The organism is Pseudomonas sp. GNP013, assembly GCF_054343995.1.
The window spans coordinates 4,957,213-4,972,628 of sequence record NZ_JBTGUT010000001.1 but is presented as its reverse complement, the minus strand read 5'-3'; the positions used below and the strand labels follow the sequence as shown (position 1 = coordinate 4,972,628).

Here is a 15,416-nt window from a genome sequence, read left to right as displayed (position 1 = left end):
TGACGCTCAAGCCAGCTTCCACCATATTGATAGTTAGCAAACTAACTGTATGCGATCAATCCTGTGTCCCAATCCCTTGAACACCTTCAGATGAACCTCAGCAGCAGCATGGTGGTGGGCGCCCGCAACTGGCGCAAAATCTGCCAGGCCACGCTGGTGAGTTATGGCATCTCCGAAGCCTGCGCCGTGCCGCTGTTGATGATCGGCCGCCTGGGCGACGGCGTGCATCAGGTCAAGGTGGCCCAGGCCTCCGGCATGGAAAGCCCGTCGCTGGTGCGCCTGCTCGACCAGCTGTGCAGCGGCGGCTATGTGTGCCGTACCGAAGACGTCCACGACCGCCGTGCCAAGGCCTTGAGCCTCACCGAGCGCGGCCGTAAGCTGGTGCAGGCGGTGGAAGCGCAACTGGTGCGCCTGCGCCGCGAAGTGCTGGCCGACATTCCGCGCAACGACCTCGAAGCCGCGTTGCGCGTGCTGCGCGCCTTCGAAGCGGCGGGGGCGGTGGCGCCTTGAACGGATTTTTTACCGGCATGCCGCCGGCCCGCGACTGGTTTTACGGCGTGCGCACCTTCGCGGCGTCGATGATCGCGCTGTACATCGCCATGCTCATGCAAATGCCGCGTCCGTATTGGGCGATGGCCACCGTGTACATCGTCTCCAGCCCGTTTGTCGGCCCTACCAGTTCCAAGGCGCTGTACCGCGCCATCGGCACCCTGATGGGCGCGGCGGCGGCGGTGTTGTTCGTGCCGATGTTCGTGCAGTCGCCCTACATCCTGGTGGTGGTGATTGCACTGTGGACCGGCACCTTGCTGTTCCTCTCCATGCACCTGCGCACCGCCAACAACTATGCCCTGATGCTCGCCGGCTACACGCTGCCGCTGATCGCGCTGCCCGTGGTGGATAACCCCCTGGCAGTGTGGGACGTGGCCGAAGCGCGCACCGAAGAAATCTTCCTCGGCATCGTCGTGGCCGCCGTGGTCGGCGCGATGTTCTGGCCGCGTCGCCTGATGCCGGTGTTCGACGGTTCGGTGGCCAAGTGGTTTGCCGACGCGCAGGTCTACAGCCAGCGCTTTCTCACGCGCAACGTCGACACCGAGGAAGTCAGCAACCTGCGTGGCGGCATGGTCGCCACCTTCAACACCCTCGAACTGATGATCGGCCAGTTGCCCCATGAAGGCGCGCGGCCACAGACGGTGCGCAACACCAAGGAACTGCGCGGGCGCATGATTCACCTGCTGCCGGTGATCGACGCGCTGGACGACGCGGTGTTCGCCATCGAACATCGCGCCCCCGAGTTTCTCGAGCGCCTCATGCCCTTGCTGCAAGCGGCCGACGCCTGGCTGCAAGGCACCACCGACACCGCGCCCCTCGAACGCTGGCGCTTGTTGCGCGACCAGATCGACGCCGCGCAACCCCAGGGCGACGCGCTCAACGACCGCCACACGTTGCTGTTCTCCAACGCGCTCTATCGCCTGGCCGAGTGGGTCGACCTGTGGCAGGACTGCCGCAGCCTGCAAGCCGCCATCCAGTGCGAAAGCCAGGACACCTGGCGCGCCGTGTACCGTCACTGGCGCCTGGGCCGACTCACGCCGTTCCTCGACCGGGGCCTGATGTTCTACTCGGCGTTTTCCACCGTCAGCGCGATCATCGTCGCCTCGGTGCTGTGGATTCTGCTGGGCTGGACCGACGGCGGCAGCGCGGTGATCCTCGCCGCCGTTGCATGCAGCTTCTTCGCCACGATGGACGACCCGGCGCCGCAGATTTACCGGTTCTTTTTCTGGACCGCCATGTCGGTGCTGTTCGCCAGCCTGTACCTGTTTCTGGTGCTGCCCAACCTGCATGACTTCCCGATGCTGGTGCTGGCCTTCGCCGTGCCGTTCATCTGCATCGGCACCCTCACGGTCCAGCCGCGTTTCTACCTGGGCATGCTGCTGACGCTGGTCAACACCTCGTCATTCATCAGCATCCAGGGCGCCTACGACGCCGATTTTCTCAACTTCGCCAACGTCAATCTGGCCGGGCCCGTGGGCCTGCTGTTTGCCTTTGTGTGGACGCTGATCGCGCGGCCCTTCGGCGCCGAGCTGGCGGCCAAGCGCCTGACCCGGTTCAGCTGGCGCGACATCGTCAGCCTCACCGAACCCGCCACCCTCGCCGAGCACCGGCACATGGCCGCGCAGATGCTCGACCGCCTGATGCAACACCTGCCGCGCCTGGCCCTCACCGGGCAGGACACCGGCATCGCCCTGCGCGACTTGCGCGTGGCGCTGAACCTGCTCGACCTGCTGGCCTACTCGCCGCGCATCCTCGGCGTGCCGCGGGTGCTGCTCAACCAGGTGGTGGAAGGCGTGGGCGGCTACTTCAAGGCCTGCCTCAAGGCGGGTGAACGCTTGCCCGCGCCTGGCGGTCTGCTGATGACACTCGACCGCACCCGTCGCGCCCTCAACGGGCAGGGCCTGCAGGACACCGACGACACCCGCCTGCATCTACTGCACGCCCTGGCCGGCCTGCGGCTGGCGCTGCTGCCGGGGGTTGAATTCATTGGTGGCACGGAGCTGGAAGCGCCGCTGCCGGATGGAGCACCTTTATGATCGGTGATCTGGATATCAGCGGGGTGTTCCTGCCCACGCTGCTGGTGCTGATGGGCATTACGTACCTGTTGTTTCTGGTGGTGCACGGGCTGTTGACGCGCATGCACTTCTATCGCCTGGTCTGGCACCGGGCATTGTTCAATGTGGGGCTCTACGCGCTGATGCTGGGCGCGGTGGACTCACTCAGTCGATACCTGATGACATGAAAAAACCTTTTTTGACCATCGGCCGTGTGGTCCTCACGCTGTTGATCGTGACGTTTGCGGTCGTCGTCGTGTGGCGCATGGTCATGTACTACATGTTTGCCCCCTGGACCCGCGACGGGCACATCCGTGCCGACATCGTGCAGATTGCGCCGGACGTGTCCGGGCTGATCCAGCGCGTGGACGTTCACGACAATCAGCCAGTGACCAAGGGCCAGGTGCTGTTCGCCGTCGACCAGGACCGTTTCAAACTCGCCCTGCGCCAGGCCCGTGCCGCCGTGGCCGACCGCCAGGAAACCCTGGCCCAGGCCCAGCGCGAGTACAAGCGTAACCGTGGCCTGGGCAACCTCGTGCCCAGCGAGCAACTCGAAGAAAGCCAGTCCCGTGTGGCCCGCGCCCAGTCGGCCCTGGCCGAAGCGCAAGTAACGGTGGACGCGGCTCAGTTGAACCTGGATCGCTCGGTGATCCGCAGCCCGGTGGATGGCTACGTCAACGACCGCGCGCCGCGCAGCCAGGAATTCGTCACCGCCGGGCGCCCGGTGCTGTCGGTGGTGGACAGCAACTCCTTTCACATCGACGGTTATTTCGAAGAGACCAAGCTCGACGGCATCCACGTCGGCATGGCCGTGGACATCCGTGTGATCGGCGATAACGCCCGCCTGCGCGGCCATGTGCAGAGCATCGTCGCCGGCATCGAAGACCGCGACCGCAGCAGCGGCTCCAACCTGCTGCCCAACGTCAACCCGGCGTTCAGCTGGGTGCGCCTGGCCCAGCGGATTCCGGTACGCATCGCCTTCGACGACGTGCCGGCCGACTTTCGCATGATCGCCGGGCGCACGGCCACGGTGTCGATCATCGGCGACAAGGTTAACGACGGGGAGCAACCATGAAACGGCTTCTGGCCACGTCCGCGCTGGGGTTGCTGCTGTCGGCCTGCCAGGTGGTGGGCCCGGATTACTCGCTGCCGGACACGTCCGCCGTCAACCGCAAAGACCTGCAAGGGCCGATAGCGGGCGAGGGCGACAACATGGTGTCGGCGCCGGTGCCGGCCGACTGGTGGAAGCTGTATAAGGACCCGCGCCTGAATGAACTGGTGCGCCAGGCCATGGCCTCCAACACCGACCTGCGCGTGGCCGCCGCCAACCTGCAGCGCGCGCGTTTCCAGAGCCAGCAGGCCGAGTCCGCCGGCGGCTGGAGTGCCGGCGCCAAGGCCGAAGCCCAGCGCCTGCAGGAGTCTGGCGAGGCGTTCCTGCAGCCCGAGAAGGTCCCGGTGGACAACATCGGCAGCGTGGGCATTACCACCTCCTACCAATTCGACCTGTTCGGCACCTTGCAACGTGGCATCGAAAGCGCTCAGGCCAATGCCGACGCAGCCCAGGCCGCGGCCGATATCGCCCGCATCACCCTGGTGGCCGATGTGGTGCGCTCGTACACGCGGGTCTGCGCAGCCAACGAGGAACTGGCGATTGCCCACGAGTCCCTTGACCTGCAAGGCCAGAGCACCCGGCTCACTCAGCGCCTGCGCGATGCCGGTCGCGGTGATGAAACCCAGGTGACCCGCTCGCAGACCCAATACAAATCCTTGCGCGCCGACATGCCGCGCTATGAAGCCGCACGCCAGGCCGGGTTGTTCCGCCTGTCGATGCTGCTGGCCAGGCCGCTGGATCAATTACCGGCCGGCACCGCCAGTTGCGCCGAGCTGCCACACATTGCCCAGTTGCTGCCGGTGGGCGACGGCGCCGCCCTGCTCAAACGCCGCCCCGACGTACGCCAGGCCGAACGCCAGCTGGCCGCCGCCACCGCGCGCATTGGCGTGGCCACCGGCGCGTTGTACCCGGACATCGCCATCGGCGCCTCTGTCGGCACCGTGGGCCTGCTCGACGACCTCGGCACGCCGGCGACCAACCGCTGGGGCTTCGGCCCGATGATCAGCTGGACCGTCCCCACCAACGGCGCCCGCGCCCGTATCCATGAAGCCGAGGCGGCCACTCAGGGCGCCCTGGCGCATTTCGACGGGGTGGTGCTCAATGCCATCCGCGAAACCCAGACCGGCCTTGCGCAATACACCGCCATGTTGCAGCGCCGCGACGCGCTGGCCGAAGCCGGCGAGTCCGCCAGGGAAGCGGCGGGGCAGACCCATCGTTTCTTCCAGGCCGGTCGCGCGTCGTTCCTGGCCGACCTGCAAGCCACGCGCACCTACACCGATGTACGCGCGCAACTGGCGGCCGCCAACACCCAGGTTGCCATGAGCCAGATCGACCTGTTCCTGGCGCTGGGTGGCGGCTGGGAAAACGCACGAACGCAAGCATCCCAGGCCCCGGCAACGCCTTGACACACCTTGAGTTCGGGGCGCTGGCGTGCAGCGGGACGGCCCGTCTGTCGTCCACCGTATGAGATTGATAGGGCGTCCGCGTGAACTCCCGCTGGCCAAGCCCCTCTGAAAGGCTGGGCCGTTCGTGGCCGCCAGTGCTAATCTTCCCCCGTTTTCGGCGGGCTTGAGCCAACCCCTACAGGGTTCAAGGAAGACAGCCCACTTCTCACAGGATTTGATCAGGTCACTTCATGAATAAGCCAGCAGTTGTTCTTTTGGGTTTTGTGGTCGCCGTTGGCGTCGTCAGTGCAGGCGGCGCCTGGTACACCGGTAAGCAACTGGAGCCGGTGCTGCAAACCGCAATCCAGAACGCCAACAAGGAACTGCAGACCTCCATGGCCGGCGTCGATGGCAAGGTCTCCCTGGAGCTGGTCTCGCTCGACCGTGGCGTGTTCAGCAGCACCGCCCACTACCGCCTCAAGGCACAGGGCGCGGTCTTCGGTGAAGACAACCCCAACCCCGAGTTGCTGTTCGTCGACCATATCGAACACGGCCCGCTGCCGTTCTCGCGCCTGGTCACGCTGAAATGGCTGCCGGTGATGGCCACCAGTCACTTTGAGCTGGAAAAGAACCCCACCAGCGAAAAATGGTTCGCCGCCGCCAAAGATGTGTCGCCGCTCAAAGGCGTGACCAATATCGGCTACACCCGCTCGGTCAACGGCAACGTCGAACTGCTGCCCCTGGAGTTCAAGGACGACAAGTCGTCGGCGAGCTTCTCCGGCCTCAACCTCAACTTCGACAGCACCGCCGAAGGCAAGAAGGTCAAGCTCGACGGTTACATGAACAGCCTCAAGGTGGCGGCAGTGGACGCCAACGGCACGCCGCTCGCAGCGGATCTGGCCGGCCTGACCGTGGCCAGCAACCTGGAGAAGTCCACCTTTGACTTCTACACCGGGCAAAACACCGTGGAGCTGACCGACGCCAAGTTCACCTTTGGCCCGCAGCAAAGCGTGCTCACCCTCAAGGGTTTCGAGCAGAAAGATTCGAGCAACATCAAGGACAACAACCTGGCCGGCCGCGTCGATTACAAGATCGACGAGATCGGTTACCAGGGCAAACCCGTGGGTTCGGCCGCCATGGCCGTGAGCATGAAGGATGTCGACATCCCGTCGATGGTGGTGCTCACCAAGCTCTATCAGGAAAAAATGCAACCCGTGCAAGCGGCCGCCGCTGCGGGCGAGCCGGCGCCGGAGCTGCAGCTGACTGAAGCCGAACAGACCCTGGCCGAGGCCAACGTCAACCAACTGTTGGCCGCCAAGCCGCAAGTGGCGGTAGAGAACCTGTCGCTGAAAACCACCCATGGCGAAAGCAAGTTCAACCTCGTGCTGGACCTGGCCAAACCCGCCAGCATGGAACTGCCGCCGGTTGAACTGGGCAAGCAGATGGTGTCGCTGCTGGACGCCAACCTCACGCTGTCCAAGCCAATGATCGCCGACGTCGCCGCTCTGCAGGCGCAGCTCGGCGGCGTGACCGACCCTAAAGCCATCGAGCAGCAAGCGCAGATGGCGTCGCAGATGATCAGCGGCATGGCGGTCGGCACGCAGCTGGCCACAGTGGTCGGGACTGACGTGGTGTCCAAGCTGCATTACGCCAACAACGAAGTGACCTTCAACGGCCAGAAGATGACCGTCGAGCAATTCATCGGCTTCGTGATGGGCAAAGTCGGCGCAGTCAGCCGCGCTCAGTAAGGATCAACGCAGCCAAGACGTTTCAGGCAATCACATTCCTCTGGCGAGCCCGCTTGTTGTGGCGAGCGGGCTTGCCCTAATGCCGTTCAGTTAAGCGCAGATTCCCTGTGGCGAGCAGGCTTGTCCTGCGTTGGGCTGCGCAGCAGCCCCAAAGCCAGGCGCTGAGCCGTATCAGGTACACCGCGTTTTGCTCAATGGGGGGCGCTTCGCACCCCAACGCGGGGCAAGCCCGCTCGCCACGACAAGCCCGCTCGCCACAGAGGCTCCAGTTTGCTGCCCGACGGAGCCCAATTCTGAACAATTGTTCCGATTTGGCCATCACCCCGTTTTCCTGAGCGATAGTTCGCCCAGGAAAGCTAGGCCGCGTCAGTGGACGCCGCACCCTGAAGCGCTTTGCTCAGGACACCTATCGTTACGCTTTCCGTGTGTAAGGAAGCTCACGATATGTTGCGAAACCTACCACTCAGTGCCTCAGGCCGGTTGCGTCTGCTGATCGGGGTCGCCTTGTGCAGCCAATTACTGATGCCCGCCTTTGCCTCGGCCGACCCGGCCTATGACGCGCTGATCATTCAGGCACGCAATGGCAACTTCACCCCCGCCCTGACCCAGCTGCGCCAGTTGTCCGCCGAACGCCAGACGCCCGGCCAGGTCAGCGATCACCTGATCATCGCCGGGTGGGCCGGCCAGGATGCCGAAGTGCTCAAGGTGTACGAAGCCCAGGGCAAAAATCGCAACCTCAGTACCCAGGCACTTGCCACGGTGGCGCGTACCTACCGCAACCAGAAGCAATGGGCCCAGGCCGAGGCGGTGTATCGCCAGGCGTTGCTGCGCGAGCCGAACAACATCGACCTGCAACTGGGCCTGGCCCTCACCCAGGCCGACGGCGGCAAAGCCACCGAAGCCGTGCAGCGCACCCGCGCGCTGGTGGCGGCCAAGCCCGAAGACCCGAACCGGCGCATGGCCCTGGGCTACGCGCTGGCCCGCGCCGGTTTGAACTACGACGCCCTGTTCGAATTCGACCAGGCCTTCACCCGCGCCGGCGACAAACCTGAAGTCGCCCGCGAATACCTCATCGCCCTGCAACAGGCGCGCCTGCCAGAGGCTGCGTTGCGCCTGTCGGCCCAGCGTCCCGGCCTGGTGGACGCGGTCACCCAGCGCCGCCTCGAAGGCGACCTCGCCGCCGAGCGCGTGCGCCTGGCCGAGTACGCCACGCGCTCTGAGAAAGAGCGCTACGTGGTGGCCGACCGCGCGCTGCAGGACTACGACCGACTGATCACCCGCTGGGCCCCGGACGCCAGCGCCCGCGAAGACGTGGTGCGCTGGCGCATCGACCGCCTGGGCGCGCTCAAGGCCCGCGCGCGCACCGCCGACGTGGTGCGCGAGTACGAAACCCTCACCGCTGAAGGCGTGCAATTGCCCACCTATGCCCTGCGCTGGGTAGCCGGTGCCTACCTCGAACAGCGCCAGCCCGAACGCGCCCAGACCCTGTATCGCCAGGTACTGACCGCGCCGGATGCCGACGCCAGTTACCGCGTCGACGACAGCACCGCATTGTTCTATGCCTTGCTGGAAAGTGACCAGGTGCAGCAGGCGCGCGACGTCGCCGCGCAATTGGCCAACGAACAGCAACCACGGGTTGAACTCAAGGGCCTGCCCATCGGCAACCCCAACGACAACTGGATGGACGCGCAGCAACTCTCCGCCCAGGCCGGCACGTATGGCGGCGACCTGCCGGGCAGCGAAAGCGGTCTGGAGACCCTGGTGGCCAAGGCCCCCGGCAACGTCGGCCTGCGCCTGGCCCAGGCCGACATGTACCGCGCCCGTGATTTGCCTCGGCGCGCCGAAAGCGTCCTCAAGGAAACCGAGGCCCAGGCCCCGCGCGATATCGGCCTGGAAGTGTCCCAGGCCTACACCGCGATGGATCTGCAGGAGTGGCGCCAGCTCGATGTGCTCACCGACGATGTGCTCGCGCGCAACCCGGACAACCGTCAGGTGCAGCGCCTCAGCCGCCTGCGGGACGTGCACGACATGGCCGAACTGCGCGTGGAGGCCTACACCGGCAAAAGCTTCGGCGGTGGTCCCAATGAAGACGCCGGCGCCGCCACCGGCAGCCGCGACTGGGGCATCGAAAGCGTGATCTACACGCCGCCCATCGACGAAGACTGGCGCCTGTTCGCCGGCGCCGGTTATGCCACCGCAGACTTCACCGAAGGCACCGGCCAGCATCGCTGGCAGCGCGTGGGCGTGGAGCGGCGTACCCGCGACATGACCATCGAGGCCGAGGTGTCCAACCATTCCTATGGCGATGGTGCCAAGCAAGGCGCCGCCGTGTCGATTGCGCGCGACATCAACGACAACTGGCAATACGGCGGCAGCCTCGGCTACCTGCTCAGCACCACGCCGCTGCGCGCACTCAACGACGGGGTCACGGCCAACGGCGGCAGTGGTTTTATCCGCTGGCGCGCCAATGAAAGCCGCGAGTGGAAACTGACCCTCAGCCCGTCCCATTTCAGCGATGGCAACGACCGTTTCGAAGCCTTGCTCAGCGGCCGTCAGGGCCTCTACAGCGCGCCGCACGTGCAAGTGGACCTGGGCCTGGAAGTGGGCGCCAGCCGCAACAGCAAGCAGGACGTGGTGTATTTCAACCCCCGGTCCGACCTCACGGTGCTGCCCGTGCTCAACATCAACCATGTGCTCTATCACCGCTACGAGACGCAGTGGAGCCAGCAGTTCCAGATCGGCGCAGGCACCTACAGCCAGCGCGATTACTCCACCGGCGGGGTGGGGCTGGTCGGCTACGGCCAACGCTTTCGCTGGAACGACGTGCTGGACGTCGGCGCCAACCTGAGCCTGATCAGCCGCCCCTACGACGGTGATCGCGAACGCGATCTGCGCCTGCTCGTCGACCTTACCTACCGTTTCTAAAAGAGCCCGACCATGACCGTCCTCAGCCGTTGCTTGTTGGTCCTGGGTGTAGTGCTGGCCAGTGCCTGCGCCCAGCAACCCGCGCCATTCACTCCACCCGCCGAGCGGCCGACACCGGCCAACGAAGCGCCGTGGCCGAAAAACCATTTCCTGGGCATCGCCTACCACGACGTCAGTGACCGCGATCCCGACCAGACCGTGGTGGCGGTGCGCACCGAGCGCCTGATCGAGCAACTGGCCTGGCTGCGCGAGAACGGCTACCAGGCGGTCAGCGTCGATCAGATTCTGGCCGCGCGCCGTGGCGGGCCGGCCTTGCCGCCCAAAGCCATCATGCTCAGCTTCGATGATGGTTACGCCAGCTTCTACACCCGGGTGATGCCGATTCTGCGCGCTTACCATTGGCCGGCGTTGCTGGCGCCGGTGGGCTATTGGATCGATACGCCGCTCGACAAGCCGGTGGACTTTGCCGGCGCGCCACGACCGCGGGGTGAATTCCTCACCTGGCAGCAGATCCGCGAAGTGTCCCAGTCGGGCCTGGTGGAAATCGCCGCGCACACCGACAACAATCACAAAGGCATCCTGGCCAACCCCCAGGGCAACCTGGAACCGGCGGCGACGTCGATGCGCTACGACCCGGCGACCGGCCGCTACGAAACCGATGCCCAGTTTCAGACACGGATGCGCGCTGACGTCGCGGCCATCAGCCAGAAAATCCGCAGCGTGACCGGCAAGGCGCCACGGGTGTGGGTATGGCCTTATGGCGCGGCCAAGGGCACGTCCCTGGCGGTGGTCGGCGAACAGGGCTACCAGATGGCCCTGACCCTGGAAGACGGCCTCGACAGCCTGGGCAACCTGATGGACAGCCCGCGCTTTCTGGTGGCCTCCGACCCGGACGGCGAGCACTTCGCCAACAGCATTGTCGCCGTGCAGGCCAAGGCGCCGATGCGCGTGCTGCATGTGGACCTGGACAACGTCTACGACCCGGACCCGGCCCAGCAGGCGCGCAATCTCGACCAGTTGGTGCAGCGCGTGGTGGACATGGGCGCAGGCACCGTGTTCCTGCAAGCCTTCGCCGACCCCAAGGGCGATGGCCTGGTGCATTCGCTGTACTTCCCCAACCGCCACCTGCCGGTGCGCGCCGACCTGTTCAACCGCGTCGCCTGGCAACTGCGCACCCGCGCCCATGCCAGCGTGTATGCGTGGATGCCGGTGCTGAGTTTCGCCCTCGACCCCAAGCTGCCGCGTGTTACGCGGTGGGATCCGCACACCGGCCAGGTGGCCACGGACGCCGATCAATACAAACGCCTGTCGCCGTTCGACCCGCAGGTACGCAGGCTCATCGGTGAAATCTACGAGGACCTGGCGCGCAACAGTGCCATCGACGGCGTGCTCTACCACGACGACGCGGTGCTGACGGATTTCGAAGACGCCAGCCCCGCCGCGCTCAAGGTCTACGCCGCCAACGGCTTGCCCGGCAACATCGCCGCGTTGCGTGCCGACCCGGCCGTGATGCAACGCTGGACCCGCTTCAAGAGCCGCTACCTGATCGACTTCACCCAGGAGTTGACCGCCAGGGTGCGCGCCATCGGCGGCCCGCAGGTGCAGACCGCGCGCAATATCTTCGCTGAGCCGATGCTCAACCCCGACAGCGAAGCGTGGTTCGCGCAGAACCTCGACGATTTCCTCCAGGCCTACGACTGGACCGCACCCATGGCCATGCCGTTGATGGAAGGCCAGACGCTGAAGCAATCCAATGCCTGGCTGGAGAAATTGGTGGCCACCGTCAAGGCCCGTCCGGGTGCGCTTGAACGCACCGTGTTCGAGCTGCAGGCCAAAGACTGGCGGACCCAGGCCGCGCCGGATATCGACGGCGCACAGATGGCGCAATGGATGGGCGTGCTCAAGCGCCAGGGCGTCACCAGCTTCGGCTACTACCCGGACAACTTTCTGGAAAATTCCCCGGACTTGAACACGGTACGTCCGGCCCTTTCCAACCAATGGAACCCTTGACCATGTTCGACAGAATCCTGGCTTTATTCGTGCTGGCGCTGGTGCTGGGCGTGCCCCTGGGCCTGATCTTCCTGGTCACCGGGCAGTTCCTGATGGACTTCGTGTTTTTCTACCCGCTGTTCATGTCGGCGCTGTGGATCGCCGGCGGTCTGTACTTCTGGCTGCACTGGGAGCGCCACTGGCCATGGGAAGAAGACACCCCCGCGCCGACGCTGGCCGGCAACCCGCTGATCTCGATCATCATCCCTTGCTACAACGAGGGCGATAACGTTGGCGAGACCATCCACGCCGCGCTGGACCAGCTGTACCCGAACATCGAAGTGATCGCGGTCAACGACGGCTCCAAGGACAACACCGCTGCGCTGCTCGACGCGCTGGCCCTGCAACACCCGCGTTTGCGCGTGCTGCACCTGGCGCAGAACCAGGGCAAGGCCGTGGCCCTGCGCATGGGCGCAGTGGCTGCGCGCAGCGAATACCTGGTGTGCATCGACGGCGATGCGCTGCTCGACAAAAACGCGGCGGCTTACCTGGTCGCGCCGATGCTCGACAACCCGCGCCTGGGCGCCGTCACCGGCAACCCGCGCATTCGCACCCGCTCGACCCTGATCGGCCGCGTGCAGGTGGGCGAGTTCTCGTCGATCATCGGCTTGATCAAGCGCACCCAGCGGGTGTTCGGCCGGATCTTCACGGTATCGGGAGTGGTAGTGGCGTTTCGCAAGAAGGCGCTGGACCGCATCGATTACTGGAGCACCGACATGATCACCGAGGACATCGACGTCAGCTGGAAGCTGCAACTCGATCACTGGGCGATCTTCTACGAGCCGCGTGCACTGTGCTGGATTCTGATGCCCGAGACCGTCGGCGGCCTGTGGAAGCAGCGCCTGCGCTGGGCCCAGGGCGGCGCCGAAGTGCTGTTCAAGAACATTCGTGGCATCTGGCAATGGCGCCATCGCTACCTGTGGCCGCTGCTGTTCGAATACTGCCTGTCCACCGGGTGGGCCTTCACCTTCATGCTCTCAGTGATCTTCTGGGGTGTGGGCAAATTCATCCCGCTGCCCCAGGCCATCGCGGTCGACTCCCTGATGCCGCCGGCGTTTACCGGGCTGGTGCTGGCGATGGTATGCCTGCTGCAGTTCGCCGTGAGCATCCTGATCGACCGGCGTTACGAAAAGGACCTGTGGAAAACCCTGTTCTGGACCGTGTGGTACCCGATGGTGTTCTGGCTGGTCAGCCTGTTTACCACGCTGGTCAGCTTTCCCAAGGTGCTGTTCAACCAGCACCAGAAACGCGCGCGCTGGGTGAGCCCGGACCGTGGCATCAAACCAATTGAATAAGGAGGCGTGACATGAAACTTGTCAGAACTCGCCAGCATGCCGTGATGTGGCTCATCGATGTGGCGCTGACCCTGCTTGCGTGGGGCGGCCTGGTCTGGCTGCTGGCGCGCGGCATCGACGCCATGCTGGAAACCCATGGCGGACCGCGCATCGAAGCGCCGATCTTCGCCGCGCTCAATACCCTGCAGATCTACCTGTGGATCGCCGTGTTCAACGCGTTGATCCTGGTCAGTTGGGCGCGTTACCAGCAACGCAAGGGCCGCAAGTTCGCCCAACGCCGCGCCCAGGCCAATGCGCTGAGCGACCAGCACCTGAGTGAAAGCTTCAACCTGGCCGAGGGCGACCTCGAGCAACTGCGCAGGCCGGGCGTGCTGGTGATTCACAACGACGAAGAGGGCGGTGTGGGCGAAGTGAAATCCCACGTCTCCCGTGACGTGGAGCGCGCGCCGCCGACGCTGGTGCCGGGGCAGGTATCGACCAAGCGCAGCTCACTGTAGGCGCCAGCTTGCTCGCGACTGTTGTGCCCCGGTATTGCGGGTTTTGCGTGGTCCGGTCCGCGACCATCAGGACTTCGTGTCCTTGGTCCCCAGCACATCACGAATACCGTCAATGACGTTGCCGTCCTTGATCACGTCGCTCAACCATCCCTCAAGCGGCATGTTGCCCCACTTGATGGCGCGTTCGATCAGGTAGGGTACGGGGCTGTGAGGTTCTGTAGTTTTGAAGAACTGCGCCACGCTTGCCAGCAGGGTGAACGCTTCGTCCCGTGTGGTGGGGGTGGTACGCAGCGGGGTGGACGATGGGGTCTGCTGTGGTGAGGGCATTGCAGCACCTGCCTGCGGGGTGGCCAGTTCGGGAATGCCGGGGGCGGTCGGTTCGACGGGCACCGGGTTAAGTTCGATGCCGCGGTCCTTCAACAACTTTTCGACCAGTTGCGCGGCGCGTGACAGGATGTCGTCCAGTGCGGCAAAGCTCGGCGCGTCGCGTCCGAACAAGTTGTCGCAGGTTGCCTGGAGTTGGCGGCAGGCATTAAGGCTGGCAGCAATTTCCGTGGCTTTGAGGCGAAGGTGATCGGTGTCGGTGAGCACCACCGAGCGCTGGAAGATTTCCGCGTTGATCTTGCCTTCATCCACAGCGTCCCGCATGGCCTGGGGGTTTTGCAAGGCGAGGTTTTCGATATGTCGGGATTCGTCATACCGCAGCAGGCCGAAGTTATCACCCTGAGTGATCGGCAACCCGCCCACCACGTCCACCAGCGAGGCTTTGAGCCAGCTCAGCCGGGCATTGCGCTCTTCCATGCCGTCTTCAAGGGTCGGGTATAGATCGTCCCAGAACGTCTGCAAAATACGTTCGGCCAGCGTCAGGCCGAAGTCGATGCCAATAAATTGGTACTGATACGCGAGGCCTTCTGCAAGCCAGGCAACCAGCATCAGGTCCTTGCTCTGTTGAGCCAGGCCTTGTGCGGCAAGGGTGACGGTCAACTCCCAATCCGAGGATTTGAGTTCGGTTTGCCAGTCACCCTGGGTCAGGTAGTCGGGATCTGCTCGGCGCGCTTCTTTGATTTGATCGAACAGGGTGGAAAAACTCAGGTCTGCGCCACTTCCCCCATCGATGGGGGCGGTCAGCTCGGCCATAGAAAGGCCGTTGAGAAATTCAGGCATAGGAAACTCTGCTCAGAAAAAAACGCCGTGCCTGCAAGCAGGCACGGTGTGAAGTACGGGATGCAGGCGCATCCCGAAATCGCCGGTACTTAAGCGAAAACTTTGTTCGCGGTACGGTCCCAGCCACCGGTGACGTTACCGCCGCCCTGGCCGTCGGAACGGCTCTGTTGGGTGTAGGTGGTCTTGATGCGTGCGAAGTTGAAGCTCACTTCTTCAATCGGCAGGTCGCTGACTGCCTTGTCTTCGCCGTCCTGGTTGCCGCCGGCAATGGCCTTGACGGAGGACACGACAACTTCTTCCAGGTTGATGGTCAGGTAGGTCAGCTTGTCGCCGCCCGCACGGTTGACGTTCAACTGGATCTTGGCAATGTGAGTGCCCTTGCAGCAGGCTTCAAACAGTTTGGCCGAGGCCTTGTCCACGGATTTTCGGATGCTGAAGTCGCTCAGCGCCACGCGCTCGGACGAGGCGCCGCCCGAGGAACTGGCAGTGGCAGAAGTAGCTTGAGTAGCACCGTACTCGTAACCCAGCACTTCGATCCAGTCCTTGTGCTTCTCGTCCTTCACTTCGCCTGGGATGCCATCGATTTGGATATATGCGTCAAATGCCATTTCTAATATCTCCTTTCACTGTTTAAGAGCT

General features: G+C 64.4%; 12 protein-coding genes. 10 read left to right on the top strand and 2 right to left on the bottom strand.

Features of this window, described 5'->3' with window-relative positions:
- Positions 1–90 precede the first annotated feature (90 nt).
- The 10 genes from ACXX81_RS21865 to pgaD all read left to right on the top strand — a co-directional run bounded on the left by ACXX81_RS21865 (position 91) and on the right by pgaD (position 13,613).
- A complete protein-coding gene (locus tag ACXX81_RS21865; protein ID WP_458572388.1) occupies positions 91–510 on the top strand; it encodes a MarR family winged helix-turn-helix transcriptional regulator in 420 nt (139 codons plus the stop codon).
- Positions 507–2,585 carry an FUSC family protein gene (locus ACXX81_RS21860; protein ID WP_458572387.1) on the top strand — a complete coding sequence of 693 codons (2,079 nt, stop codon included), beginning with the start codon at positions 507–509 and terminating at the stop codon, positions 2,583–2,585. The genes ACXX81_RS21865 and ACXX81_RS21860 overlap by 4 nt, the downstream gene beginning before the upstream one ends.
- Positions 2,582–2,791 carry a DUF1656 domain-containing protein gene (locus tag ACXX81_RS21855; protein ID WP_003231009.1) on the top strand — a complete coding sequence of 70 codons (210 nt, stop codon included), beginning with the start codon at positions 2,582–2,584 and terminating at the stop codon, positions 2,789–2,791. The genes ACXX81_RS21860 and ACXX81_RS21855 overlap by 4 nt, the downstream gene beginning before the upstream one ends.
- The gene (locus ACXX81_RS21850) at positions 2,788–3,678 is read left to right on the top strand and encodes an efflux RND transporter periplasmic adaptor subunit (RefSeq protein WP_458572386.1); all 891 of its coding nucleotides are present in this window, start codon (positions 2,788–2,790) and stop codon (positions 3,676–3,678) included. The genes ACXX81_RS21855 and ACXX81_RS21850 overlap by 4 nt, the downstream gene beginning before the upstream one ends.
- Positions 3,675–5,120, top strand: a complete 1,446-nt coding sequence (locus tag ACXX81_RS21845; RefSeq protein ID WP_458572385.1) for an efflux transporter outer membrane subunit — start codon at positions 3,675–3,677, stop codon at positions 5,118–5,120. Before ACXX81_RS21850 ends, ACXX81_RS21845 begins: the two co-directional genes overlap by 4 nt.
- A gap of 230 nt (positions 5,121–5,350) precedes the next feature.
- Positions 5,351–6,847, top strand: coding sequence for a YdgA family protein (locus ACXX81_RS21840; RefSeq protein WP_209987020.1), 1,497 nt, complete (start codon positions 5,351–5,353; stop codon positions 6,845–6,847).
- Between the two features lie 444 nt (positions 6,848–7,291).
- Positions 7,292–9,772 (top strand): poly-beta-1,6 N-acetyl-D-glucosamine export porin PgaA, encoded by a 2,481-nt coding sequence (gene pgaA, locus ACXX81_RS21835; RefSeq protein ID WP_458572384.1) that lies wholly within the window; start codon positions 7,292–7,294, stop codon positions 9,770–9,772.
- A gap of 12 nt (positions 9,773–9,784) precedes the next feature.
- Entirely contained in the window at positions 9,785–11,782 is a 1,998-nt protein-coding gene (pgaB, locus tag ACXX81_RS21830) for a poly-beta-1,6-N-acetyl-D-glucosamine N-deacetylase PgaB (RefSeq protein ID WP_209987026.1), read from the top strand.
- A gap of 2 nt (positions 11,783–11,784) precedes the next feature.
- Positions 11,785–13,116, top strand: coding sequence for a poly-beta-1,6-N-acetyl-D-glucosamine synthase (pgaC, locus tag ACXX81_RS21825; protein ID WP_209987029.1), 1,332 nt, complete (start codon positions 11,785–11,787; stop codon positions 13,114–13,116).
- An 11-nt stretch (positions 13,117–13,127) separates the two neighbouring features.
- Positions 13,128–13,613 carry a poly-beta-1,6-N-acetyl-D-glucosamine biosynthesis protein PgaD gene (gene pgaD / locus ACXX81_RS21820; protein ID WP_458572383.1) on the top strand — a complete coding sequence of 162 codons (486 nt, stop codon included), beginning with the start codon at positions 13,128–13,130 and terminating at the stop codon, positions 13,611–13,613.
- Between the two features lie 66 nt (positions 13,614–13,679).
- Here the strand turns inward: pgaD and tssA are convergent, their stop codons facing one another.
- Together tssA and ACXX81_RS21810 are read right to left on the bottom strand one after the other, a co-directional pair.
- Positions 13,680–14,777, bottom strand: coding sequence for a type VI secretion system protein TssA (gene tssA / locus ACXX81_RS21815; protein ID WP_458572382.1), 1,098 nt, complete (start codon positions 14,775–14,777; stop codon positions 13,680–13,682).
- An 89-nt stretch (positions 14,778–14,866) separates the two neighbouring features.
- Positions 14,867–15,385: an Hcp family type VI secretion system effector gene (locus ACXX81_RS21810; RefSeq protein WP_209987039.1), complete on the bottom strand. Its 519-nt coding sequence runs from the start codon at positions 15,383–15,385 to the stop codon at positions 14,867–14,869.
- Between the last annotated feature and the right edge of the window lie 31 nt (positions 15,386–15,416).

Bases quoted from the DNA above. Each gene is read 5' to 3' on its own strand.
- ACXX81_RS21865 (WP_458572388.1), top strand. From the start codon at position 91: ATGAACCTCAGCAGCAGCATGGTGGTGGGCGCCCGCAACTGGCGCAAA.
- ACXX81_RS21855 (WP_003231009.1), top strand. From the start codon at position 2,582: ATGATCGGTGATCTGGATATCAGCGGGGTGTTCCTGCCCACGCTGCTG.
- ACXX81_RS21850 (WP_458572386.1), top strand. From the start codon at position 2,788: ATGAAAAAACCTTTTTTGACCATCGGCCGTGTGGTCCTCACGCTGTTG.
- ACXX81_RS21845 (WP_458572385.1), top strand. From the start codon at position 3,675: ATGAAACGGCTTCTGGCCACGTCCGCGCTGGGGTTGCTGCTGTCGGCC.
- ACXX81_RS21840 (WP_209987020.1), top strand. From the start codon at position 5,351: ATGAATAAGCCAGCAGTTGTTCTTTTGGGTTTTGTGGTCGCCGTTGGC.
- pgaA (WP_458572384.1), top strand. From the start codon at position 7,292: ATGTTGCGAAACCTACCACTCAGTGCCTCAGGCCGGTTGCGTCTGCTG.
- pgaB (WP_209987026.1), top strand. From the start codon at position 9,785: ATGACCGTCCTCAGCCGTTGCTTGTTGGTCCTGGGTGTAGTGCTGGCC.
- pgaC (WP_209987029.1), top strand. From the start codon at position 11,785: ATGTTCGACAGAATCCTGGCTTTATTCGTGCTGGCGCTGGTGCTGGGC.
- pgaD (WP_458572383.1), top strand. From the start codon at position 13,128: ATGAAACTTGTCAGAACTCGCCAGCATGCCGTGATGTGGCTCATCGAT.
- tssA (WP_458572382.1), bottom strand. From the start codon at position 14,777: ATGCCTGAATTTCTCAACGGCCTTTCTATGGCCGAGCTGACCGCCCCC.
- ACXX81_RS21810 (WP_209987039.1), bottom strand. From the start codon at position 15,385: ATGGCATTTGACGCATATATCCAAATCGATGGCATCCCAGGCGAAGTG.